This is a genomic window from Paraburkholderia sp. NMBU_R16 (assembly GCF_013282575.1).
In the GTDB taxonomy this organism is placed as follows: domain Bacteria; phylum Pseudomonadota; class Gammaproteobacteria; order Burkholderiales; family Burkholderiaceae; genus Trinickia.
Map to the genome: position 1 here is coordinate 94,286 of NZ_JAAAYE010000010.1, position 23,954 is coordinate 118,239.

At 64.3% G+C, this 23,954-nt stretch carries 26 protein-coding genes; 13 read left to right on the forward strand and 13 right to left on the reverse strand.

What is annotated here, in order from left to right:
* Nucleotides 1-7: 7 nt before the first annotated feature.
* The 10 genes from sctC to GWC77_RS07390 form a co-directional block, all read right to left on the reverse strand.
* Nucleotides 8-2,002 (reverse strand): type III secretion system outer membrane ring subunit SctC, encoded by a 1,995-nt coding sequence (sctC, locus tag GWC77_RS07345; protein WP_254366857.1) that lies wholly within the window; start codon nt 2,000-2,002, stop codon nt 8-10.
* 29 nt (nt 2,003-2,031) lie between these two features.
* The gene (locus tag GWC77_RS07350) at nt 2,032-3,480 is read right to left on the reverse strand and encodes a helix-turn-helix transcriptional regulator (protein ID WP_173256237.1); all 1,449 of its coding nucleotides are present in this window, start codon (nt 3,478-3,480) and stop codon (nt 2,032-2,034) included.
* 221 nt (nt 3,481-3,701) lie between these two features.
* The gene (gene sctT, locus GWC77_RS07355) at nt 3,702-4,538 is read right to left on the reverse strand and encodes a type III secretion system export apparatus subunit SctT (RefSeq protein WP_173256238.1); all 837 of its coding nucleotides are present in this window, start codon (nt 4,536-4,538) and stop codon (nt 3,702-3,704) included.
* Nucleotide 4,539: 1 nt separating this feature from the next.
* Entirely contained in the window at nt 4,540-5,034 is a 495-nt protein-coding gene (locus GWC77_RS07360) for a hypothetical protein (RefSeq protein ID WP_173256239.1), read from the reverse strand.
* A 20-nt stretch (nt 5,035-5,054) separates the two neighbouring features.
* Nucleotides 5,055-6,377 (reverse strand): FliI/YscN family ATPase, encoded by a 1,323-nt coding sequence (locus GWC77_RS07365; protein WP_173256240.1) that lies wholly within the window; start codon nt 6,375-6,377, stop codon nt 5,055-5,057.
* The gene (gene sctL, locus GWC77_RS07370) at nt 6,374-7,216 is read right to left on the reverse strand and encodes a type III secretion system stator protein SctL (protein ID WP_173256241.1); all 843 of its coding nucleotides are present in this window, start codon (nt 7,214-7,216) and stop codon (nt 6,374-6,376) included. Before sctL ends, GWC77_RS07365 begins: the two co-directional genes overlap by 4 nt.
* A complete protein-coding gene (locus GWC77_RS07375; protein ID WP_173256242.1) occupies nt 7,213-7,908 on the reverse strand; it encodes a type III secretion protein HrpB4 in 696 nt (231 codons plus the stop codon). Before GWC77_RS07375 ends, sctL begins: the two co-directional genes overlap by 4 nt.
* Entirely contained in the window at nt 7,905-8,702 is a 798-nt protein-coding gene (gene sctJ, locus GWC77_RS07380) for a type III secretion system inner membrane ring lipoprotein SctJ (RefSeq protein WP_217283203.1), read from the reverse strand. The genes GWC77_RS07375 and sctJ overlap by 4 nt, the downstream gene beginning before the upstream one ends.
* 12 nt (nt 8,703-8,714) lie before the next feature.
* On the reverse strand, nt 8,715-9,131 hold the full coding sequence (locus tag GWC77_RS07385) for a hypothetical protein (RefSeq protein WP_173256243.1): 417 nt from the start codon (nt 9,129-9,131) through the stop codon (nt 8,715-8,717).
* Between the two features lie 11 nt (nt 9,132-9,142).
* Nucleotides 9,143-9,619, reverse strand: a complete 477-nt coding sequence (locus tag GWC77_RS07390) for an HrpB1 family type III secretion system apparatus protein (protein ID WP_173256244.1) — start codon at nt 9,617-9,619, stop codon at nt 9,143-9,145.
* Nucleotides 9,620-9,905: 286 nt separating this feature from the next.
* Between GWC77_RS07390 and sctU the strand changes: the two genes are divergently transcribed.
* From sctU to GWC77_RS07455, 13 genes are all read left to right on the forward strand, one after another.
* Nucleotides 9,906-11,021 carry a type III secretion system export apparatus subunit SctU gene (sctU, locus tag GWC77_RS07395; protein WP_173256245.1) on the forward strand — a complete coding sequence of 372 codons (1,116 nt, stop codon included), beginning with the start codon at nt 9,906-9,908 and terminating at the stop codon, nt 11,019-11,021.
* A complete protein-coding gene (sctV, locus tag GWC77_RS07400; protein ID WP_254366858.1) occupies nt 11,018-13,078 on the forward strand; it encodes a type III secretion system export apparatus subunit SctV in 2,061 nt (686 codons plus the stop codon). Before sctU ends, sctV begins: the two co-directional genes overlap by 4 nt.
* A 13-nt stretch (nt 13,079-13,091) precedes the next feature.
* Nucleotides 13,092-13,817, forward strand: a complete 726-nt coding sequence (gene sctP / locus GWC77_RS07405) for a type III secretion system protein SctP (RefSeq protein ID WP_173256246.1) — start codon at nt 13,092-13,094, stop codon at nt 13,815-13,817.
* Between the two features lie 45 nt (nt 13,818-13,862).
* Nucleotides 13,863-14,930 (forward strand): type III secretion system cytoplasmic ring protein SctQ, encoded by a 1,068-nt coding sequence (gene sctQ / locus GWC77_RS07410; RefSeq protein ID WP_173256247.1) that lies wholly within the window; start codon nt 13,863-13,865, stop codon nt 14,928-14,930.
* Nucleotides 14,914-15,561: a type III secretion system export apparatus subunit SctR gene (sctR, locus tag GWC77_RS07415; RefSeq protein WP_173256248.1), complete on the forward strand. Its 648-nt coding sequence runs from the start codon at nt 14,914-14,916 to the stop codon at nt 15,559-15,561. The genes sctQ and sctR overlap by 17 nt, the downstream gene beginning before the upstream one ends.
* Nucleotides 15,562-15,572: 11 nt before the next feature.
* Nucleotides 15,573-15,833 (forward strand): type III secretion system export apparatus subunit SctS, encoded by a 261-nt coding sequence (gene sctS, locus GWC77_RS07420; RefSeq protein WP_173256249.1) that lies wholly within the window; start codon nt 15,573-15,575, stop codon nt 15,831-15,833.
* Nucleotides 15,830-16,597 carry a hypothetical protein gene (locus GWC77_RS07425; RefSeq protein WP_173256250.1) on the forward strand — a complete coding sequence of 256 codons (768 nt, stop codon included), beginning with the start codon at nt 15,830-15,832 and terminating at the stop codon, nt 16,595-16,597. The genes sctS and GWC77_RS07425 overlap by 4 nt, the downstream gene beginning before the upstream one ends.
* Before the next feature lie 43 nt (nt 16,598-16,640).
* On the forward strand, nt 16,641-17,681 hold the full coding sequence (hrpD5, locus tag GWC77_RS07430) for an HrpD5 family protein (protein ID WP_173256251.1): 1,041 nt from the start codon (nt 16,641-16,643) through the stop codon (nt 17,679-17,681).
* An 8-nt stretch (nt 17,682-17,689) separates the two neighbouring features.
* The gene (locus GWC77_RS07435; protein WP_173256252.1) at nt 17,690-17,938 is read left to right on the forward strand and encodes a hypothetical protein; all 249 of its coding nucleotides are present in this window, start codon (nt 17,690-17,692) and stop codon (nt 17,936-17,938) included.
* Between the two features lie 133 nt (nt 17,939-18,071).
* Nucleotides 18,072-18,278, forward strand: coding sequence for a hypothetical protein (locus GWC77_RS07440; protein ID WP_173256253.1), 207 nt, complete (start codon nt 18,072-18,074; stop codon nt 18,276-18,278).
* A 68-nt stretch (nt 18,279-18,346) separates the two neighbouring features.
* Nucleotides 18,347-18,802 (forward strand): CesT family type III secretion system chaperone, encoded by a 456-nt coding sequence (locus tag GWC77_RS07445; protein ID WP_173256254.1) that lies wholly within the window; start codon nt 18,347-18,349, stop codon nt 18,800-18,802.
* Between the two features lie 274 nt (nt 18,803-19,076).
* The gene (locus GWC77_RS07450; RefSeq protein WP_173256253.1) at nt 19,077-19,283 is read left to right on the forward strand and encodes a hypothetical protein; all 207 of its coding nucleotides are present in this window, start codon (nt 19,077-19,079) and stop codon (nt 19,281-19,283) included.
* 200 nt (nt 19,284-19,483) lie between these two features.
* The gene (locus GWC77_RS07455; protein ID WP_173256255.1) at nt 19,484-20,662 is read left to right on the forward strand and encodes a hypothetical protein; all 1,179 of its coding nucleotides are present in this window, start codon (nt 19,484-19,486) and stop codon (nt 20,660-20,662) included.
* 332 nt (nt 20,663-20,994) lie between these two features.
* On the opposite strand, the gene GWC77_RS07460 is transcribed toward GWC77_RS07455, so the two are convergent.
* The 3 genes from GWC77_RS07460 to GWC77_RS07470 all read right to left on the reverse strand — a co-directional run bounded on the left by GWC77_RS07460 (nt 20,995) and on the right by GWC77_RS07470 (nt 23,885).
* Nucleotides 20,995-21,990 (reverse strand): hypothetical protein, encoded by a 996-nt coding sequence (locus GWC77_RS07460; RefSeq protein WP_173256256.1) that lies wholly within the window; start codon nt 21,988-21,990, stop codon nt 20,995-20,997.
* The gene (locus GWC77_RS07465; RefSeq protein ID WP_173256257.1) at nt 21,987-22,184 is read right to left on the reverse strand and encodes a hypothetical protein; all 198 of its coding nucleotides are present in this window, start codon (nt 22,182-22,184) and stop codon (nt 21,987-21,989) included. The genes GWC77_RS07460 and GWC77_RS07465 overlap by 4 nt, the downstream gene beginning before the upstream one ends.
* A gap of 243 nt (nt 22,185-22,427) precedes the next feature.
* Nucleotides 22,428-23,885 carry a S8 family serine peptidase gene (locus GWC77_RS07470; RefSeq protein WP_173256258.1) on the reverse strand — a complete coding sequence of 486 codons (1,458 nt, stop codon included), beginning with the start codon at nt 23,883-23,885 and terminating at the stop codon, nt 22,428-22,430.
* Between the last annotated feature and the right edge of the window lie 69 nt (nt 23,886-23,954).

A 23,954-nucleotide genomic window follows, 5' to 3' on the forward strand; every position in this document is an offset into this window, starting at 1 on the left:
TGCTGTCTTATCTCGTCGGCAGTCCTAAAGGTGGGCCGGGCCGCCACGAAGGTGTCGTCGGCTGACCGACGGAAGTCGTCGGCTGACCGACCGAAGTCATGGGCTGGCCGACGGAAGCCGTCGGCTCGCATCCCGCGTCGCACGGCGCCGCATCGTCGGGCGAGGCCGATACGACGCGCGGCGTGAGCAGGAACAGCCGTTGAAACTTCTGCCCCTGATGATGCTTGAAGCGAAAGAGGCTCCCGATCACGGGAATCTTCGATAGCACGGGCACACCCGATTCGCTGCGATCGTCCTGGTCGACGGTATAGCCGGCGATGAGCAGGCTTTGCCCCTGATCGATCAACGCCTGCGTATCGATCGTGCTCTTGCTCACGACAGGTAGATTCCCCACGCTCTGCCCTGTCAGATTGCCGTCTTCGATGTGCACGTCGAGCCGGATCTGCGGTTTGCCCTGATCCGAGACGATGCTCGGCAGCACCCGCAGCGCCACGCCAGCCGATACGCTGAAGAGACTCCCCGATTCGAAGCCTTGGACCGGCACGTAAAACGTCTGCTTGTTGTCCATGATCGCCTCCATATTGTCGAGCGTGGCCACCTTCGGGCTGGCTGTGATATGGGCGTTGTCCGTTTGCTCCAGCGCGCTGATGCGGCTCAGCAGATACCGGCCGGTACCGCCGATGACGGCCGTCAACACGCCGCCTACCGGCGTCGCGGCCACCGCTGCGCCCGTGGCGGCCGTGGACAGCGACCCGATCGTGCCGGGACTGCCCGCCGCGGGGAATCCTTGCGGATTGACCGAAGCCGGGAAACCGGCCTGCGTGTTCTGCCCGTTGCCGGTCTCGATGTCCACATGACCCGAGTGCAAGCGCCAATCGACTCCGAGTTCCTTCAACCCCGTCTCGGTGATCTCGATGATGCTCGCGTCGATTTCGAGCACGCCAGGCCGGCGATCGAGCGAAGTGATGAGCTTTTCGAGCGCCGGCATCGCATCGGCGCGAGCGCGCACCAGAACCGCGTTGTTGCGTGCATCGGCCCGGATGATCGGTTCGTCGGAATGACCCGCGCTCGACGACGAATCGGCAGTCGTCGGACCGGGATCGTTGGGAAGCGGAGATACGACGGTGTTCGCGTCGGTACCGCGCATGTTAGCGGGCAGCGGCGGGTTGATCGCCGGGCGAGCCGAGCCGTTGCCGCCGAACATGTTGGCCATGGGAGGGAACGAACGGTCGCCCGCGCCGTAGCCAGGGTTCGGGTTGGCGCCAGAGCCACCGATATCACGTAGCCGATAGGCATCGTCTCCAGGCGCCGCCGTGGTGTCGGCGGCTCGCGCACCGGGGCTGTCCGGATAGAGACTGCGCAAGGTCGACGCTACACCGGCCACGACGACAGGCTGCCCGTTGATCGTCAACGTGCGATCGGTGGCCCAGGCATAGTGCAGTCGGAACGAGCGCACTTCCGGCGCATCGCTGCGCGCAACGTCATGATCGATCAGACGGGCAACATCGGTCACGAGCTCGACGAGGCGCGGCGGCCCCGAAACAACGGCCGTGCGCATCGCATCGTCGTAGAGCACGGGAAAGCGCGGATCGGTGATACCGAGTCTCGACAACGCGCCGCGCAGATCGCTCGTCGTCGCGTGGACGAGCCCGATCGTGGCGCTGCGCGCTTCGTTCGGTCCCGAGACGCGCAACACCGAGCCGTCGTAGTACCAGACAAAGCCGAACGAATCGGACAATCGGTCGAGAAAGCGCTGCGGCGTCTCGTCGAACCGCCCCGTGACGACGCCGTCCACGTGCGGGGAAATCCAGGTCATGACGTTCTCGCTCGCGCCGAGATCGCGCAGTACCTCCTTGATGTCCTTGTGGTCGGCCACGTACTGGAAATGGTTCGACTTCCAAGGGATCGCTCTTGCCGATGCGTCAGGGCTGGCAACCCCCGCGCCGATCAGCATCGCGAAGACGAGCGCTTTCAGGCGCAGCTTGCGTCCGGGCATGTTCATCGTTTTTGCGTTCCAGGCGGATAAGGGCTTCAGCGCGTATGGGTGACGATCGTCTCGGAAGGCGACTCGTTGAAGTGCCTGCGATAACCCTTCGCCAGCGTCGAGCGGCTCTTGAGGCCCCAGCGCGCTGCCGTGTCGTAGATCGACGGTGCCGGACCGTTTTCATCGAGCAGCGCTTCGCGAATGCCTTCCATGCGCAGCGACCGGATCAGCCCGCACGGGGTCACGCCGAGCGCGCGTTTGAACACGAGCTGAATCGTGCGCATCGTGACGTTCATCTCCGCTGCGACCTCGCGCGTGGTCAGATCCTCGCGGTCGATGTTTTCGATGATGTATCGATAGGCGCGCCGATATTTGGCGGGCAGCCGAGCGGAGACGTCGTCGTTGATCGTGGCGGCCGCGGCGCGCGGACGTGCCGTCGTCGCGCTGCGCACGGTTGCGGCTTCGTTGCGCAGGCAACGCAGCGCTTCGGTCGTGTATTGCGAGTAGAACTTCAGCGCACGTACGAAATCGCCGCGTTGCGTGGCGACTTTCGCCATGCAGTAGAGGTAGTCGAAGTCGCGCCGCGGCTGGTCGCCAATTGCCGGCAGGTTGTCCATGATTTGCGCGGCGATGTCGTCGAGGCCGCCCGCCAATGCCGCCAGCGCTGTGTCGAGACATCCACGGAAGGTCAGCTGAGCATTCGTCACGCCCCGATTCAAGCGCGCATTGAGCAACGATGCCGGTGTGCCGCGGTCTCCCTGCGCGAGGCGCTCCATGCAGTGAAGCTCCTCCAGGCGCAGCGACAACAGCGCGGGGCTGGCCGCCACGACGCAGGCCGGCTCGATCTGCGCACGGCCTCCCGCCGCCAGCGACACGGTCGTCAATGCCGATTGCCAGAAGGCATTGTCGTCGAGCGCGCGCGAAGCGCGGATCTTCAAGCGTACATCGAACTCCCGGCAAAGGAGCTCGACGATCAGGCGAAAGCGTGGCTCATCGAGATGGTCGGCAATTTCGGCGGCCTCGAGCAGCGCATCGTCGGCGGCCTGCTGCTGCGCCAGTTGATGATGCGAGAGCGCCATGCCGATGTGGGCCTCGATACGCTGTTCGGCATGCGCGTCGGCCTCCGAAGCCATACGGGCGAAGCTGCGCTGCGCGACACTCAGGCGGCCGTGTAGCAGCGAGAGCCAACCCGTGTTTCGGCAAGATTGCACGCGCAGCTGATCGTCGTTTTTCCAAACCATCTTTTGCGCGCGGCGGTAATAGTCTTCGGCTTCCTCCCAATTGCCCAGCACAAGCGATACGTCGGCCAATGCCGTCAGTTCCTCATTGCTGCGGCTACGCGCCTGGGAATGCACGCGCTCGCTCAAATCGGCCGCGTCGTCCACCGCGCAATAGGCGCGCGCGAAGTCCCCATCGAGGGTGGCGGCGCAATAGCGGGGCAGACTCTTGCGAAATTTCAACGCGGACAACAATGCCAGATAGACGGTCGGATACATTGCTCGACACTCGCTGTGTTCGCCCGACTTTCCACGGCCAATCGGGCGTAAGGCCGCGCATCGCATCGCTCGCGAAACCGTTGAATCGATGCAGTGCTGACACTGATATTAGCGAGAGCTGTTCCGCGCAATCTCAACAATCTCAGCGCAGTACACAACAATTCTCAATCAGAAAAAACAATCCCTCGCATAAGAAATTCGGATGTTTTAGATCGCGATACTCAACGCGCCCCATGCCCCGCATCCGGCGCCGCGAGCGCGGCCGCTTCGCGCCCAAACTCGTCGAGTCGCAGCGAACCCAATACTTGCTGCGCGAAGACTCCCACCAGGAAAATCAGCATCAACAAACCGATCGCACCGCGCATCGGTTGGCTCAGCGCCGAGGGCTCGAGCTTTTCCGCCGCACGCGCCAGCAGACCGATCGAAAGATCGACCAATATCAGCGCGAGCATGATGGGCATGCCGAGTTTGACGGTGGCGGCCATGATCGAATCGGTGCGCGCGATGATGAAGCTTTGTGCGACATCGGTCATCGAAGGCGTCAGCGAAACGAGCGGCCACCATTTGAACGATTCGAACATCGCGCCCAGCAAGAATGTCATCCCGCCGCCCACATAGAACAGCGCAACGGCCATTTGCAAAAGCGTATTCGAGACGGGCGTACTCTGATCGCCGCGCAGCGGGTTGTTCATCTGGACGCTGTTGTAGCCGGCCAGGTCGTCGATCAGCGTGCCGACGCACTGCGCGATGAAGAACACCGTCGAGGCGGCATAGCCCAGCACCGCGCCCAGAAACATTTCCTTCAGCGAGATCATCAGCAGCTGCGCGGAATTGACCGTATCGAAATAGTGTTCGGGTTGCGCGGCGGCTACGAAAAACGCCAGCACATAGATGATGCCGTTGCGTGCGGTACCGGGCAGCATGTCGCCGCTCGTGGGCGGAAAGATCTGAAACGCCACCGCGATTCGGGCAGCGCTGATCGCCAGCGTCATGAAAAAACCTTCGTATTCGCCGAACAAATCGGCAAGCGCACGCCCTACGTGCAATCCATCGACCATCCTAGGCTCCTCGGTGCATACGGGCGGCCGCGGTTTCGCCCGCTTCTTCGTCGTTGCGTTCCTCGATACGGCGTTCGGCCGCCGCAATCGCCTGCTTCAGTTGCTCGCGTGCGGCCTCGAGCGACGCATCCGCACGCCGCACGGCAATGCCGAGCTGCTCGACGGCTTGCTGCTGCGCCTCGGCTGCTTCGATCGCGCGCGTGAGCGCGGTGCGCGCCTCGTCCACCGCCTGTCCAAGCGGCTCGCGATAGCGGTCGTGATCGAGATAGGCCAGCGGCGACAATCCGTCAGGACTGCCGAGTAACTGAGCAATTCGTTCTTCGTGCGCGAGCCGTCTCGACTGCGCTCCTTCGAACACCTCGTTGGCCTGCTCCGTGGCTTCGATGAGCTCCGCGTGATGGCGGCGCGCATCGGCCAGCTGTTGCTCGAGCCTTTCCTTGGCGCGGGTCTTCGAGGCCACCACGATTTTCCAGACATGCAAGGCGGCCTGGGTCATGATCGGCGCATGTGGGCGTCCTACGTCTGCCCGAAGCTGCTGAGCAGATCGCGGGTCTCGTTCAGATCGGCCAGTTCGTCCGTGCGCTGACGCACGAACCCTTCGATGTCGTCGTGCATGGCGATGGCCTCGTCGGCGAGCGGATCGCTGCCGCTCTTATACTCGCCGATCTGCAGCAGCATCTCGATCTCGTCGTACTTGGCCATCAGACGACGCACGCGCGACGCTCCCGCGCAATGCTCGGGCGAAGCGATTTGCGGCATCACGCGGCTCAGGCTGCCCAACACGTCGATCGCGGGGTAGCGATTGCGCGCGGCGATCTTGCGCGAGAGGATCAAATGTCCGTCCAGAATGCCCCGCACTTCCTCGCTGACTGGATCGCCCCCCTCCTCGTCGTCGGCCAGCACGGTATAGAGCGCCGTGATCGAGCCCTCCCGTCCCATCCCCGCGCGTTCGAGCAAGCGCGGCAGTTCGGCGAATACCGAGGGAGGAAACCCGCGCCGCGTCGGCGGCTCGCCCGCGGACAGACCGATCTCGCGCTGCGCGCGCGCAAATCGCGTGAGCGAATCCATCATCAGCAAGACGCGCTGCCCGCGGTCGCGAAAGTATTCGGCGATGGCCGTGCCGACATGGGCGGCCTTCGCGCGCTCGATCGACGATCGATCCGACGTGGCGCACACCACGACGCTGCGAGCCATTCCCTCCTCGCCGAGGATCAACTCGATGAACTCGCGTACTTCCCGCCCCCGCTCGCCGATCAGTACGATTACGTTGACGTCGCAATCGGTACCGCGTGCGAGCATGCCGAGCAACGTACTCTTGCCGACGCCGGCCGCCGCGAAGATGCCCATGCGCTGTCCTTCGCCGAGTGCCATGAGCCCGTCGATGACCCGCACGCCGGTGCCGAGTTGCGTCTCGATCATGCGCCGCTCGAGCGGATCGGGCGCCGGAGCATATACGGGCACGCGGCACTGCGCGAGCACAGGCCCGAGCCCGTCCGCCGGTTCGCCGAGCCCGTCGAGCACGCGCCCGAGCAAGGCGGGCCCGACGGGGACCGACAGCGGCTCGCCACGGCCCGTCACGCGCGTGCTGCGCGAAACGCCCGTCATACTGTCGAACGGTGCAAGCAACGCATGTTGCCGTCCGATACCGACGACTTCCGCCCGCTGCATCAATGTGCCGTCGGGCCGCCAGAGTTCGCACAATTCGCCGAGCTGGGCATCGATCCCTCCCACCTTGATCAACGTGCCCACGGCCTCCAGTACTTTGCCGTACCGTTCGAACGAAGCGCTCGCGCCAAGCGCCGTCTCGAGGCGATCAGCGAGGCGGGCGATCGTACTCATATCCTCGCCCCGTTGGCGTCGAGGCCCTCGAACCGGTCGTGGCGGTTCGCACGCGCCGCGTCGTCGCGCGATTCGCGCGAGCCCGGGGCGTCATGGACGTCACGAGTCCCGTCGGGAGAATCGAACTGCCAGTCGTCATCGAGCGCGCCGCCGGTCGGCGGCGCTTTTGCGGCGGTCAAGGCGGCACCGTTGGCCAGCGCGCGTTCGAGACTTGCCAGTTGCGCGCGCAGACTCGACTCGACGACGCCATAGTCCCATTCGCAGACACAGGTGCCCTCGTCCATGTCGTCGTCGACGATGACCTCGAGATTGAGCGGCGGCGACGCGTCGCTGGCAAGCTCGCCGAATAGCCGCTTCGCGCTCTCGGCATCGGCAGGCGCAACGCTCACCGTCAGATGGGTCGCGTCGTCGATCGATCGCGCCACGGCAAGCGCGACGCGCCGCATCAACGCGTCGCGGTCGGTCTCGGCGACCACTTGTTCGACCGCTTTCATTACGAGGCGCGCGAGGCGATCGGACGACGACTGGAGCTCCTCGTGCTCGCTACGTGCGCGCGCCGCGAGCCGCGCGTGCGCCTCGGCGAGTGCACGTCGATGGCCGGCCGCGTAGCCGAGCCGGGAGCTGTTGTCGAACTTGCGTCGCGCCGCCTCGACGAAGGCGTCGGCTTCGCGACGGGCCGCTTCGATGAGCTCGCGTGCATGTTCTGTAGCCTCGCGCATCGTCGCATGCACGACTTCGTCGAGTGCTCCGAGCGCGTCGCTCAATTCGGTCACGCGTGCAAGCTCCTCCGCGCGCACGACATCGGTATCGAAGGCGAGCACTTTCGGTTGTGCTTTCAACCAAATAACCATTGAAACTCCGGGAACAAATCGCCTGCCATGGAAAAGAATCGGCTCGTGTCGCTCTCGCCCGCGAGCGGCGTCGCAACACTGGCCCGGCTCGCCATGCCCGCCCTGGCTGCCCGGTCGGCGCCGGGGCGCAGCATCCTTTGCCAGCGCTCGCCTCCCGCGACGCAGGCGAGGCTCAACTCGACGATATTGCCGAGCGTTGCGTTGCCACACGCCCCGTCGCCCGAGATCATTTGCCAGCCGTGATCTGCCAGGGTGTCGGGCGCCAGATCGTCCGGCAACGGCTCGGCGCTCGCCATCGCCGCTGGGCGATCCTGCAGCTGTGCAAGTGCTTCATCGCCGAGCGCAACCGCTAGCGCGCGCCGCCGATCGCGGTCGATGCAACGGCGAATGCCGTCCTGGCAACGGATCAGCGCGCGTGCCGCCAGTACACGGCGCAGCGCTGCCGGCGCCAGAATCGCGATCCGATTGCCCGGATGCAGGAACGCGTCGAGCGGCACGGGCTCGGAAAACCAAAGGCGCCGGCAGGCCGCGATCCTCAGCGCCAGTGCGCGCGTCTCCGATGTCCGCGGCTGACTCGCGCCGTCGGAGGCCGACGTTTGTGCGAGCGCTGACGTCAATTCCAGCACCCTCGCCTCGAAGCCGGCCAGCATGCGGATGAGCGGATGATCGGCACTGCTCATGATGCGGCCGCGGGCTTCCGGGCCTTGCCCTTGATGCGCTGAAGCCAGCGCGCGGGCGCCCCGTTTTTCAGTGCTTTCGGCAGAAAGAACGCGCCGAAAGCAAGCGCACTCGCGAGCGCACCGAGCACGACCGCCCCGACGGTCCAGACGACAGGCAGTCCGCCCGCCGCCGCGCTTGTGCCCGGCGAGCCGCTCGATTGCGGCTCGGCGGCCTGCACCAGCGTGACACTGACGTTGTCGTAGGACAGTCCCTCGACGCTGTGAACGACCAGATTCTTGATGCTCGGCACGAGCGCCTGAACATCGGTACCGGATCGATACTTGATGAATACAGCGGCCGACGAAGGCTTCACGGTACTGGACAGCGGATCGTTATTCGGCAGGACGATCTGCACCTGCGCGAACGCCACACCGTCGACGCGCGAGAGCGTCTCCGACAGTTGCTGCGACACGCCGTAAATGAAGCGCACGCGCTCTTCGGTCGGCGTGGAAATCAGCCCGTCCTTCTTGAACAGGTCGCCGAGCGACGTGTATTTCTGATGCGGCAAACCGTGTGCTCGCAGCACCTCGGTCGAACGCGCGAAGTCCGCGCCATCGACCGATACCGTCCAGCTCTTGCCCCCATCGGGCGACGATTTGCTCGCATCGATACCGGCCTCGATCAACACGCGCATCAAATCGTTGGCGTCCGGCTCGGACAGCTGCGCATACAACTGCTTGCTGCAACCTGCCAACAATGCTGCAGCCAGCGTGGCAATCGCCAGTGCGCGCACTAGAGTTGGAACACGGCGCATCGCGCTCTCCCGTCATTGGTTCTTCATCAGTGTTTGCACAGTGCTCTTGCCGCCTTGCGCGACCGCCGTCCCTGTGTAGATCTTCACCATCTGCTCGGTGATTTCGTGCTGAATCTGAAGCGATTGGGCCTCGACCTGTTGCATCGACATCGAGCCGCTCGACGCCTCGAACGCGTCGATCTTTTCCGTCAAGGCACCGAACGCCTCGTCTTGCGCGGTGACGGCCTCGGATACCATCGACGGGCCTTGCATGTGCGCGCCCTGCTCGGGCACGAGCCGCGCCTGCGCGAGCGCTTCGCGAAAGCGGTCTCCGAGGCCGGCCGGGGCCTGGGCGCCCATCGCGGCTTGCGCGGCGCCGGCCACGCCACCGGCAGGCTCGGCAAACGAAACGGACGGCGGCGGGGCAATGGCTGCTATTGCGGACGTCATGGGCTGTCTCCTCAGGCGCGCATGTAGCTGAACGACATCGCTTGCCGAAGCAGATCGGCCGCCTCGGTTTTGCCTGCCGTCTGCGTATCGTCGCGTTCGGTTTTCTCGCGCTTGCCCATCAGCAGGTTCATGAGGCCGACCGATTCGGCGTCCTCGTCGCGCGTGAGCACCTGGTTGGCATAGATCCGCCAGCCCGAATCGCCGAGCGACGAGAGGCACACCGCCAACAGCGCCGTGACGTAGGGACCGAACGGCGGCTGCAGCTCGCGGCCTTCGAGCTGCCGCAGCAGTTGCGCCGCGTCTTCCATACGATTGCGCCGAATCAGGAGCCATGCATCGTACGCATTGAGCTCCACGAAATTCGGACGCATCAGGTGTAGCGCCGCCAGCAGGCGGTCCGCCTCGTCCAAGTGCCCCTTGCGCGCCGCCCAGGTCAACAATTCCACCAGTGCGGACACCAGGCGATTGCTGCATGTCGTGAGATTCATCGTTACACCTCGCGAAGTTCAGATTCGTCAATCAAGGCGACAGCCGTGCCGCCCTCATCGGAAGCTGCGCCGCCGACGTCCGTAACGTATCCGGGCCGAACCGGCGTCCTCGACTCGGACGGCGAATTCCGTGGCCCGCCAGCGAACCCGGACCGCGCCGGCGGTACGGCCCGCATGGATTTCGCCGGCCGACGCGCGGTTTCGTCGCAGGTGTCGCCGCCCGAACGCACGCTACGCGAGACTTGCGAGCATTCCCACTCACCGCGCGCATACGGAGCGTCAGCCGATGTCCGACGAGAAAACCGAAGAGCCGACAGACAAGAAGCTTCGGGACGCGCGTCGCGATGGCGAAACGGTCAAGAGCGCCGATCTGTCGTTTTCGATGCTGTTGATCGCTGCAGCGCTTGGGCTGTCGTTGGCGGGACCGCTCATGGGCCAACACCTGCGGGCCCTCCTTGGCTTCGCGCTCGATATGCGGTTCGCGAGCGGCACGGATGCGGATTTGCGGCGAGCCATGGGTCGCATCGGCATCGAGGCGCTGCTGCTGTCGATCCCGGTATGGGTCGCCATGGTGGTCGCGGTGGTCGCCGTCGCGTCGCAGGTGGGCTTTGCGATCTCGTTCAAACCGCTCGAGCCGAAGTTCAATGCGATCAACCCGGCCTCGGGCCTGAAGCGGATGTTTTCGCTGCGTTCATTCATCGATCTCGCGAAGATGCTCGTCAAGGCGGTCGTGCTGGCCGCGGCGCTCTACAAGACGATGATGGGGCTCGTGCCGCTGATCGTCGGCGTGGCCTATGAACCCGTGCTCGACCTCATCGAAATCTCGTGGTCGGCCCTATGCCGGCTGTTCGCGGTGGGCGGCGTGCTCTATCTCGTGCTCGGGGTAGCCGATTACGGGATTCAAAAGTGGCTCTTCATTCGCGATCACCGCATGAGCAAGGAAGAGGTCAAGCGCGAGCACAAGGATTCGGAAGGCGACCCGCATTTGAAGGGTAAGCGCAAGCAGGTGGCCAAGGAAATCGTCGAAGGCAATCCCGAGAAGGCCGTGGCCGGCGCACAGGCCGTCATCGTGAACCCCACGCACTACGCCGTCGCCGTGCGTTACATGCCCTCGGAGTACGACCTGCCGCGCATCGTCGCGAAAGGCGTCGACGCGGATGCGCTCGAGATTCGGCGGATGGCCGAACGCCACGGCGTGCCGATCGTCGGCAATCCGCCGCTCGCCCGGGCGCTGTATCTGGTGCCGCTCGACGATGCGATTCCCGAATCGTGCTTCAAGGCCGTTGCCGCGGTACTGGCCTGGGTCGAAGACATGGCTGCGGCAAGGCGCGGCGATGCACCGAACGCACCGCCGGACGCGCCGAATCCGCAAGCTCAACCCCATCGAGGCTTACCGTCATGACCAAGAACGCCACCATGTCGAGCGTGTCGCAATACAGCGGGGAGGTCGGCATCGCCGGCGTCATCGTCGCTGTCGTCGCGCTGATGATCCTGCCTCTGCCGACGTTTCTCATCGATACGCTGCTCGGGATAAACATTACGACGAGCGTCGTGTTGCTGATGGTGACGATGTACATCCCGAAGGCGACATCGCTGTCGGCCTTTCCGTCGCTGCTGCTGTTCACGACGCTCTTTCGCCTGTCGCTGAACATCGCCTCGACGAAGTCGATTCTGCTGAATGCCGAGGCCGGTCACATCATCGAAAGCTTCGGCGAGCTCGTCGTCGGGGGCAATCTCGTCGTGGGTCTCGTCGTCTTTCTCATCATTACGACGGTGCAGTTCATCGTGATCGCGAAAGGCTCGGAGCGGGTCGCGGAAGTCGGCGCACGCTTCACGCTCGACGGCATGCCGGGCAAGCAGATGAGCATCGACGCCGACGTGCGGGCCGGCAACCTGAGCGCGGAGCAGGCGCAAAAACGCCGCGCGCTCCTCGCGATCGAAAGCCAGCTCCATGGGGGGATGGACGGCGCGATGAAGTTCGTCAAGGGCGATGCGATCGCGGGTCTCGTGATCACGATGGTCAATATTCTCGCGGGCATCGTCATTGGCGTCAGCTATCACGGCATGTCGGCCGGCGAAGCGGCGAACCGCTTTTCCGTGCTGTCGATCGGCGATGCGATGGTCTCGCAGATCCCGTCGTTGCTCATTTCGGTCGCGGCGGGCGTGCTCATCACCCGGGTGGCCGACGAAGACAGCAAGCCGCGCTCGCTCGGCGCGGAGATTCTCGAGCAGCTTTCGGGCAATGCGCGCGCCCTGTTCAGCGCCGCGGCGCTGCTATGCGGTTTTGCGCTCGTGCCGGGCTTTCCGTCGATGCTGTTCGTCGTGCTCGCGGGTGCGCTGACGGCTGCCGCGTTCGCGCTGCGTCGTAAGCAGCGCAAGGACAACGAGCCGGCCGGCCCCGAGCTGCCCGCGCTCACGCGCGAAGGATCGAAGGAAAACGCGCCCACGATCTCGGCGAAAGCACCGGCGTTCGCGGTTCCGTTGGCGATTCGATTCTCGCCGAAACTCGCTGCCCTCATCGATGCGGCCAAGCTCGACGAAGCGTTCGAACAGGGGCGCCGCGCATTGACCGCGGACCTCGGCCTGCCGTTTCCGCGCACGGCGCTCTGGGTGGACGACGCCTTGCCCGATCACTGCTATCAGCTGCTCGTGCAGGACGTGCCCTCGGTTCCGCTCGACCTTCCGCCGAATCTGAGCGTGGTCCGCAGCGTACCCGATGCGTTGCGCGACGCGTTCGAAGCGCGCCGCGATGTCGCCGGGCTCGACGAGAGCTATTGGATCGACACTGCCCGCTTGCCCGCTGAGTTGAGCCGCGACGTGGTGAGCCGCGAAGCGTTGATTGCCGGTCATGCCGTGGCACGCCTCGGCTCCGACGCCAAGCTCTTCATCGGCCTGCAGGAAACGCAGTGGCTGCTCGAGCGCGCAGGCACCGACTATCCGGGCCTCGTGGCCGAAGTGCAAAAGGCGCTGCCGGCTCAGCGGATCGCCGAGGTCCTGCGCCGCATGCTCGAAGAGCAGGTGCCGATTCGCAACATGCGCGCGATCCTCGAAAGCCTCGTCATCTGGGGCCCCAAGGAAAAGGACCTGCTGATGGTGACCGAATACGTACGCGGCGATCTGGGCCGCTTCATCGCCCACCGGGCGACGGGCGGTACCGGTGAATTGCCCGCGATCGTACTGGACCCGGAAGTCGAGCAGACGATACGCCAGGCCATCAAACCGACACCGGCCGGCAACTTTCTCGCCCTCGAGCCTGCCATCGTCGATACGCTGCTGCGCAATCTCGAAGGCATCTGTGGCGCCGAACCCGTCAAGCATCTGGCCGTCATCGCCGCGATGGACATTCGCCGTTACGTGCGGCGGATGATCGAGCAGCGGCTGCCCTGGTTGCACGTCTACTCGTTCCAAGAGCTCGGATCGGACGCGCATCTGACGCCGGTCGGCCGGCTGACTTTCTGACGCGGGAGCTGCCATGAGCGAACGCGTACGCCAACCCCAGGATATTCGCATCGTACCCGCGGGTGCGGCCGCCGGTAGTGCGAGCTCGCCACGCTCGCCGTCCTCGAGCGCGACCGCGGTACAGATCTTCCGTCTACTGGCAAGCCAGGCGCAAGGACAACCGCTATCGGCGAACGCAGCGGCCGGCGATGATGCCGCAGTCGATGAACCCGAGGCTCGAGCATCGTCTTCGACCGATCAGGGACCGGCCACCCTCGTATCCGCCGAGCCGCACGAACAGCAACCGCCGTCCGTTCCGGCTTCGGCCCCCCACGACCCGCCGAAACAGGACACGTCGCGCAACGTCGCCGTATCGGGCTTGCGATCCACGGCTCAGCGCGAAGCGCAAAAACCGGAACCGCCCGAACACGATGCTGCGCTCGGCAAGCAGATCGTACACGCGTGTGCCACGGCCGCGCATGGCGAGCTCTTCACCCGCGAGTTGGCCGATCGCATCGCGCGCTTTTGCTCGATGTCGGGTGCGTCGGACGACGCTTCGTGGGCCGTCACGCTGCCCATGAATCCCGCGGTCCTGCCCGATACGCTGTTGCATCTGCAACTTTCGCCGTCGTCCATCGGTATTCGCTTTGAAACGTCGAGTGCGCGCTCGACGCAATTAATCTCAGACAACGCCGACGCCTTGCGCATCCGATTGAGCGACGCCCTGGGCCGCCACATCGACGTCGAGCTCGCCGCGTGACATACGCCCGAAACGCACCTGCGCCACGAGGATATCCAGCAGACCATGAACGACGCCCTGCCGACATTGCTCGAAGGCAAGCTGCCCCGCTACACGAGCGCGCTCGCTCAGCTGACTCGCGCGCTCGCGCTCAGGCATTCGGCGCATCCGGCGGCTCACCTTGGGCTGCGCGTACGCGGGTTCGAAGCGAGTGCGTTCGAGGCGCCGCTGACGCTCACGCTCGATAGCACGCATGGGCCGATTTCGGTCGTCGCCGACGCCGCCGAACATTCCGCACTCCTCAGCATTGCGCTCGACAGCGAACCCAAGCGAGCGAGCGCACTGGCCAATATGTGGCTCTCCGAGTGGCTCGCACGCCTCGATGCCGGCGACGGCATCACGCCGTCGATCAAATCCATCTCGTTGGGCGCGCATGCCGCCGACGTGCATGGGCTTCAGCTCTCGGTCGATGCGGGAGGCGGCCACGTCAAGCTCGCCGTCGTCGACCTCCCCGCTGCTCTTGCGGACGATTACGAACGCACTTGGGCGCGCCCGTGCGCACAGGTGCCGCACGATGCCGTGAACGACATCGTGGTGCCGGCAGCCATTCGGCTGCGCAGCCGCCTGTGCTCGCCGGCGACGCTCGCGTCGCTGCGACGCCATGACGTGCTGCTCGGCTGGCAGCCGGGCCAGCCCTACACCGAAGGCGGCGCCATAGAACAAGCCTCGCTACGCGTGGGCGCCCCACGCGGCCGCCAATTGCGGGCCGACGTGCGCGTCGATCCGTATACCGTTACTCTGGAGACCCCCGTGACCCTTGCCACCGCCGCCCAACCCGACGATTTCGATCCGCTCGCGGGCGCATCGATCGATCCATCGAACGAGCCGCTCGTCCCGGTTGGATCGATCGAGCTCCCGGTTCATGTCGAGCTGCTCAGCGTCAATCTGAGCGTGGCCCAACTCGGTTCGCTGCAGCCCGGCTACGTGCTCGATCTTCCGCTGCCGCTCGCCGATGCCGCGGTCCGACTCGTTTCGTACGGTCAGACGCTCGCGTTCGGCAAGCTCGTCGCGGTCGGCGAAAACCTCGGCGTGCAGATCAACCGCATGGCGGCCAGCGATGAACGGCAATCTTGACGTCGCCTCGCTGCTCGTCGCGCTGCTCGCCTTCGGCCTGCTGCCGTTCGCTGCAATGGTGGTCACGTCGTATACGAAGATCGTCGTGGTGCTCGGTTTGCTGCGCAACGCGCTCGGCGTACAGCAAGTGCCGCCGAGCACCGTGCTCAACGGCATCGCCATGATCGTGACCTGCTTCATCATGGCGCCAGTCGGCATGGAGGCCGTGCATCGCGCCCAGATTTCGAGCGATCAGACGACGACGAGCCAGGTCATGCCGATCTTCGATGCTGCGCGCGAGCCGTTTCGCCAATTCCTGCTCAAACATACCGATGAACGCGAGAAGGCGTTCTTCATGCGCTCGGCGCAGCAGATTTGGCCGGCGGACAAGGTCGCGAGTCTCAAGCCCGACGATCTCGTCGTACTGGCTCCGGCGTTCACGCTGACCGAGCTGACCTCGGCATTCAAGATCGGTTTCCTGCTCTACCTCGCGTTCGTCGTCATCGATCTGATCGTGGCGAACCTTCTGATGGCACTCGGGCTGTCGCAAGTGACGCCGACCAACGTGGCGATTCCGTTCAAGCTGCTGCTGTTCGTGTCGATGGATGGATGGTCGACGCTGATTCACGGTCTCATCTCGACGTACAAGTGAAGGAGTGAAGCATGGATGCCGACGCAATCACGCGCCTGACCACCGATGCGCTGACGTTGTGCTTGCTCGTCTCGCTGCCCGCCGTCGGGGTGGCGGCCGTCGCGGGCCTGATCATCGCGTTCTTGCAGGCGGTGACCTCGCTGCAAGACTCCACGATCTCGCATGGCTTCAAATTTCTGATCGTCACCGTGGTCATCATCGTGGCTGCACCCTGGGGCGCGTCGGCCGTCATGCACTTCGCGCAATCCGTCATGCGGAGCGTCTTCCCATGAGCATACATATCCGAGGCATCGGCCCGATCCCGGCGCCCGCCGATGACGGCGCATCGTCGCAAAGCCCGCAGGGACCGTTTGGCCCGCAGGGTCATCATCACCACAAGCACCACGTTCATCAAGCACAGAAAAACGGCCCTCGCTCGCGGTCCAAGCGTAAGCGCGGCGCCGATTCTCAGGATGGCATCGACGAATCGGGTGCCAGCGAAGAGTTGCTGATGATGCTCACCGAGCATCTGCAAAAAGAGGCGGATCTCGTCATGCGCGTCGCCGAGCGACACGGAGGCGAGCGTGGCGGATCGGATGCCGATACACGCGAGGGCGGTGACGAAACCGGGGGCGCCGCGTCCGCCCCGCACAAACGCACGGGTTCCGGCAAGCGTTTCTTTCGCACCACGGACCATCCCGAGCAGGCAATCGCGGCTTTCGATGCCGCGGAGTCGGCACTGCTCGAAGCACGGCGCGCGCAAGGCGAGGCCCGCCCCGCGATGAGCTCGACTTATCGCGTACTCGCCGTGATGCGCGACTTTCTGGCCGTACCCGGCACCGCCGCACGCGCCTCGGCCACGCTGGCGCTGATCAGGGAGCGGCTCGTCGCGGCTGTGGGCACCCCGACGAAACGGGCGCCTGAGCAACAGGAGTCTATCAATCTGCTATTGCCGCTGATGCTGCTCAGTCTCGAACGCGCGCGCACCGATACGGAGCGCGCGCTGGCGGTCGCGAAGATCAGCTCGCTGATCGAGCGGCGCAGATCCTACGTTTGAACGTATACGCGCGACGCGCAACGCAACAAAAAGGAGTTCGTTCATGACCAAGGAAATTCGTCTGCTCACCGGGCGCCACGCAGGCGCCCGCATAAAGTTGATCTCAACGCACACAGGCATCGGCAACGATGGCGAAGCGGAAATTCAGATCAGCGATTGGGATCAGCCCACCATGCAATTGAGCCAACACGACGACGCAAGCCTCACGATCGCCGACGCGGACGGTCACGGCGAGCCCATCGTACTCGAGGATTTCAAGCCGCACCGCTTCGGCAACGTCGTGCTCTGCGCCGGAGACGCCGACGCGCCGTGGCCCAGCGACATCGAGTTGCTCGAGACGCTGCTGGCGCCCGCTGTCGCGCCCGTGGAGGAACCCGAACCCGTTCACGTCGACGAGGTCGTGCCCGCCGCACCGCCTGCCTCGCCGAAGAATCGCAAGACGCTGCATGCCCTGGGTATCGCGGGCGTCGCGGTTCTCGCGATCGGCGGCGCCGGCATCGCATTGCCTGCCGTGCTCCACCCTCGCACCGGCGCCTTGGCGGGCCTGGGCGGGCCGACCGAGCCGCAACGCGGCATGGCACCGCAGGCCGGTCTCGAACAGCTTCAGCGTGCGCTGGATCGTCTCCACCAGCCCGACGTCGCCGTCACGCAGCAAGGCGGGCGCTTCGATGTCGTCGGCGTGGTACCCGACACTGGAAGCGAGGCACTCGTGCGCACGACGCTCGAAACGATGGCACCGGGCCGCATCGTATGGCACCTCGGCTGTGTCGATCAGATCGAGCGCGACCTGCAGGAGTCGCTGCACGACCCCGCTTTGCAAGTGCATTACCTGGGCCACCGCGAATTCGGCGTGTCCGGTGTGGCGAAAGACACGCGCGCAGTGCGGACGACGCTCGCACAACTGAGCGCCGACCTGCAGCCGATGGTCACGCGCGTGGCACAGGAGCTCACGCCCGATGACCGCATGGCGATGCCGAGCTCGGTCGAATCGCTGCTCGCCGTCGACGATCTCCAATACGTCGAGGCCGGCGACGGCACGAAGCAATTCATCGATTCACGCGCAGCCGCGCATCCACTGAACTGAGGACGATCATGTATGACACCGTGACCCCCGAGATGATCGACGCAATCGACAGCGTGAAGACGCTGGCTGACCAGCCCCCGCAACAGCGGCAAAAGCTCGGCGAAGCGGCGCGCGGGCTAGAACGCCTCGCGACCGAAATCGCGTCGCAAGCGCTCAAGCTGTCAGATCCGATGCTTCGGCAATCCGCGACGACCGTCGCGGACGGCCTGAATGCCGCGGCGCAATTGTGCCGCAACACGATCGAATCTCCATCGTGACCCTCCAGGCCCGTACCGCATTGCTTCAGTCGTTCCCCGTACGAAAGTACGAATCCGCAGTATCCGCGTCCATCCGGTCGCGGCAACACCATCGCCCTGTAATGGGTTTTCTTGATCGTTAGGAGTGCTTAAAATGGCTATCAATACGTCTGCTTTCTCGTCCGGCGCAACGGTTGGTCAAAACGCTTCGACCATCGCCGAAATGTCGGCCAGCACGGCCAGCTCGATCGCGTTGCAAGATGCGGCGACGCAAATGGAAAACGCGCTCAACAACGACGCGGCCAAGGATCAGCTCGAAGAAGCCGGTCCCAAGAACGCGAAAAGCCTGACGCAAGGTTAAGCGTAATCCGAGGTGCGCCTTCGTGCCGCGCGGGGCGCACCCCTTTTTCGTTCCGAAGACTCCTTCTCATGAGCCTCGAACGCCGAAATCAGTTGATCCGCGAGTTATGCGATTTACGCGGCATCGGCGATGCCGATCGCGCCATCGAGCGCGGCGTGATCAGCATCGACGATTTCGACATCGCCATTGACTTCTATGAGGAAGACCCGGCTGCCATCTACGTGAATTTTCAATTCGGCATCGTCTCGGGTGGACGCACGTTGCGTGTATTCCGCCTGCTGCTCGAAGCGAATCTTTCCGTCTATGCGCAGGACCAGGCCCAGCTCGGCGTGGAAGCCGAGACGGGCGGCGTCATCCTCGTCGTCCGCGGGGTGCTCGAAGCGAATTCGGATGGGCAATGGCTCGTCGAGATGATCGAACATTATGTCGAGCATGGCCGTTATTGGCGGGAAAACATCCTGCTTTCCGATGACGAAATGTTTCGCCATCTCGCGGACGGGAATTATCTCTGGATTAGAGCCTGATTGAAACTGAATGCCAATCATATGAATAGACGTTTAAGACAGTTCGCCGACGCCCCATAAAATTCGTTTCAATTAAGGTTGAAATTCGGCAGCAGCAGCAAAATATCTCCTGACGCCGAAGCTAATCGAGTGTTTCGAGAAAACGATGCGTTAAAGCGTGAAAGCGGTACTTATAATCAAGCCAATTGAATGAATCGTTGTAACCGCGTCCACCAGGCCGCGGCATTACTCTGGCCCGTCATGGGCCCAACCTTGATGATTGGGAGTACTACAAATGGCAATCAATACGTCCGCTTTCTCGTCCGGCGCAACGGTTGGTCAAAACGCTTCGACCATCGCTGAAATGTCGGCCAGCACGGCCAGCTCGATCGCGCTGCAAGACGCGGCGACGCAAATGGAAAACGCGCTCAACAACGACGCGGCCAAGGATCAGCTCGAAGAAGCCGGTCCGAAGAACGCGAAGAGCCTGACGCAAGGTTAAGCGTTTATTCGGGTGCGTCCTCGCGCCGCGCGGGGCGCACCCACCGAGTCTATCCATGACCAAAGTCACCTCCGGAAACCGTACCGGCGATTTGCCGGTCGAGCGATCCGGCCGCGATACGAAGAAGACTGTCGCAGCCCTCCTCGTCCGCAGGCCCCACGCGCGACGCCAATCTCCAATCGCTGAACCGGCGTTCGGCAGTGAGCGCGGAGCCCAACCCGGAAGGCGCTCGCCGCCGTCGCGCACGCTTGCCCCAAACGGGCGACGCGGCGCCCGCCGAGGAGCGCGCTCAGCCGGATCAGGCCGCACCGAACGCGGCAGGCGGAAATTGGATGCGGCATCTCTGGAAGGCCTATGTCGGCGCACTGGCCGTCGGCGCGGGCTACGGTGTGTATCAAGGGAGTCGGCAAGCGTCGTCAGGCTCGGAATCGCCCCCGGGCACTAGCGCCAATCGTCCGCCGGCGTCAGCGCCGAACGTTCCCAGTCCCCGAATCGATCTACCCACAGTCTATCAAGCTCGCGAGAATGTACTGCAGCGGTTCGGCACCCATATTCCGGCCGATAGCGATTGCCATTCGATCGAACCGCAACTGCATCAGTTGCCGTTCGGCATGCCAGGCGTAACCGATTTGCAGTATGTACCGGGGCTGCTCGGCAACGCAAAAGTCGTCGGCATGCATTTGGACAAGACGTTGCCGCGGGAACTCGCCACGCATATCACACAGCACGAATACATTCACTGCTATAACAGCCCCGAATTTCAGGAGTTGCTTCTGCGCAGCGGCACACCGTCGATTTCGGAAGGGCTTGCCCAGCACTTCACGGAGAAATTCCCGGACGGGACGCGCTATCGTGGCACCGTGCTCGACAATGGATCGGCGGCCGCGCGGCTCGCCAACGGCAAGTCGGGCGTCGAGCTTGCGGCGGAACTCGAGCTCACAGTGGGTAAGGACACCCTCGAGCGCGCCTACTTCGGCGGGGAACCCGAGGCCATTGCGAAGGTTGCCGATGCGATCTACGGCCTCTGGCCGAAGGCGCCGACACCGAATGCCTGGCTTCATACCTCGCGTTGGCGCGGCGCTGGCCAGCAAGCGCTGGCCGAATCGTTCGTCGGCGCGACTCTGCTTCATACGGGATCGTTGCCCAGCGAGGAGCTCGGCCAAAGCTATCCGATACGCTTCGCGCTACCCGTGGGCAGCTTCGCGGAAATCTCCGCCGAGCAAGCGGCCGCGCTGCGCGCGCAGGCTTCGAAGGTGCGCAAGGCGCTCGGCCCGAATGCGTTCGATCGCGCGTTTTGCGCGACCAATCCGGCCAAGCAACAGAAAGCCATGAATAAGCTCGCCGACGAACTGCAGAGTCTTTGGCGGCCCGTCCTTTAAAGCCGATGTGTGACCTGGCCCGCTCTCCTGGGCCCGTTCCTCGCTCTCGCGTCGAATAGCTCCTTGCGTGCTGCAGGTGCGCTTGCACGTCACCTCGGGGAGTTCACGCTCGATCGGCCTGCGGGGTGCGCCGCGAGAGCCATCGAGTCGAGCGTCAATGTCCGGTACAGTTGCGCCAACTCGGCCGCCTCCGACGGCACCCGAACTCGCGTGTGCTTCATCCCGGATGTTCGATACGTCCACTTCCGGCGACGAGCAGCGCTGCGGCCCGCTCGGCGACACGGGCCGTACCATTCGTCAAGCGTCGTGTCGTGCCCCGGGAACCGGCGTGCTCAGTTCCGGGTGATCGAAAGCAATGCCTGTCCCGAGTGCTGCACGAGTCGCTGCAGGATCCGCGAAATCAGGATGGCCAGTTGTTGTAGCTCGGCCATTTCCTGCTGGAACAGATCGTACGGCGGTTGCGCCGGATGAGCCGCAACTGCGTTGTGCATGGCGTTGACATGGTCGTGGACCTTGCCTTCCAAGCCGGAGAGCTCTTGATGAGCGTCGGCAATGGGGCCTGCGACGCCTTCGGTTTTCGGTCCCTCGGTTTTCGGTCCTTCGTCTTCCGCTTTCGGGTCTTCCGCTTTCGGGTCTTCCGCTTTCGGGACTTCCACCTTCGGAGCCTCGACCTTCGGCCCTTCCACCTTCGGGGCTTCCACCTTCGGGGCTTCCACCTTCGGGGCTTCCACCTTCGGGGCTTCCGCCTTCGGGACTTCCACCTTCGGAGCCTCGACCTTCGGCCCTTCCACCTTCGGAGCGTCCGTCTTCGGCTCTTCGACCTTCGCGCCATCCGCTTTGCGACCGTCCGCGTTCGTAACCGGTGCCGACAACGATACGTTGACATGGACCGATACCGCCGCCGACAACCCGCCGTCGCGCTTCTCGCCGGTCATCGGCGGCTTGCGCCCGGCTGGGGCGTTTCCTCTGCCCGCCTTGGGCATGCCTGCCTTGAGCGCATCGAACCGCTTCTGAAGATCGAGTGGCAACGCCGGGCTTGGCAACGCCTGGATGCGTGCCACTTCACGCGCCGTCGCAAGCGCTTGTGCGCGCGCTCGGGGCATGGCGCCCGCGCGCGCCAGATCGCGAGCCGATAACCGCGGCCGAGCGGCGCCGCTTATGAGCGACGCCGCCGCGGACGACGACGTGTTCAGCCGCGCGAGGTTGCTCAACGCTGCATTCGAAGCGGGCCGCGTCGTCCCTGTCTTGGCCGGGGCGGTCGAGGGCTTGCTCGCGCCGCGCGTCAGCCCCGAAAAGAACGAGAGCGCTTTCGTGATCTTGCTGTTCATGGCATGTCCCCGGACGCGATTCGATGCAAGTCGAATCCGGCCGCCCGCAACAGGGTCGCGTCGGCACGCTGCCATCGCGCGAGCAGGTCATGTCTGTCGGAACTGATCGGCCCCGAGAAGAAAACGCCTAGACATGCGAGTGCAAACAGCAGCACGCGCGACACGCGTCTGCCATGGACAGTATCGGTTTTCATTGCCTTCTCCGGGTTTCGCGTCGACAATGCCGCACCAGCGGCAGGATGAGTCGATTGTCACGGCGACCGAACTGCGCCCATGTCGGCAGCGGCGAATATCGGCGTCCCTCGACGAATCGATCGGCCGTTACGATCCGCGCGCCGAGAAGCGCGATTCGGCCCACTACTCCGGGCGCGAGGAAACGAGAGAAGCGGGTTGGGCAGGAATGAGCGGGAGAGAAGGGCCGACTGGATGGCCAGCGCTCAATGGGGTTGATTCACGGTGTCGGCGCATGCGATGCCGACCGCGGCCGACAGCGCGCCGCAGGCATCGACCGTTTGGTGCGCCGCGTCGCCATGGACGCTGCTCTTGAGCGCCGCATAGATCTTGTCCGAATCGAGCCGCGGATCGACGGCGAGCAGCAATGCTGCCACGCCCGAGACGAACGCCGTCGAAAACGAAGTCCCCGAAAAGAAATCGTAATGACCGCCCGGCGTCAGGCTCAGCACGTCGCGGCCCGGCGCCCGCACGACCGGAGCGGCCGTCTTCACGCCCGGGTAATCTGCCGCGATCACATGCGCAATGCCAACGGGAAAAGCATGCATGTCTCCACTGGGCGGTACCGCGCCCACCACGACAATGCCATGCCGCAGCGAATATTCGACGAGCTGCGTCAAGAGCGGATCGGGCGGACCGCTCAAGCTCAGGTTGATGACGTTCGCGTGCGCTTCGATCGCCGCCGCGAGTGCCTCGGCAAGCGTCAGCGAATTGCACACCGATTGCCCGATCGCATGACCGCCCGAAGACGTCGGCTCCTGCCAGCACGCCTTCAACGCAAGAATGCGCGCGCGCGGCGCAACGCCAACCATGCCACGACCGCCGCTGAGATTGGCTGCTATTACGCCAGCCACGGCGGTTCCGTGCACGTCGTGGCCGAACGTCGCCGAGTTCTGTTCGACGAAATCGCGCCTCATGGCGATCGATCCCGCGAGGCCGGGATGAGATGCGTCGACGCCCGTGTCGATGACAGCGACCCGCACACCCGCGCCTTGCGAAATGCGCTGCGCGGCCAGTGCATCGATTTCGCGCAACCCTCGCTCGAAGTCGACATAGTTGGCGCGATACTCATGCTCAACGGTAGTTTTCGTGTCTGCCGCGGCGGCCGTATCGGCGAGCGCCCCGACATCGGCGCCGGGCTTGCTCAACGTGCCGACGGTGCGAAACGACTGCAACGGCTGCACGATCTTCACTCGCCGATCATGCGAAAGCTCCTCGATCACCTGCGCGCGGGTGCGCTCGTCACGTATCTCGAGCACGGCGCAATGGGCTTTGAGCGGCACGATCGGCCATGCCATGACTTGTTCCAGTTTGTAGTCGCGGGCAATGGCATCGATCGTCGCTCGCGCGCTCCCGTAAGCTGCATAACCGGGACCGCCGTCATAGCCGCCAATCGTCGTGCCAGCGAGGATCGGCACCGATTCGCTCGGATTGGCAACGGCCACGACGATCATCCGGTCACGGTCATCGTCGATCTGCCGCAGAACGTCCGGATCGATATTGACATTCGAAGGCGGGACGAGCGAAACGTGGCTGCATGCCACGGCCAGCGGGACGACGGCGGCCAGGAGCGCGACGAGACGCGCCGCTGCTATGCGCCGGTCCGCTTTGCTCCATACCGCCTTCCATAAAGTGCCGAGTTGCACGCGGGTCATTCCTTTCATGGCCGACTCCCGCGCGAGGGTGCGTGGCCGAGGCGCGGCGTGCTTGGCTGACAGTGTGTCATCTGATTG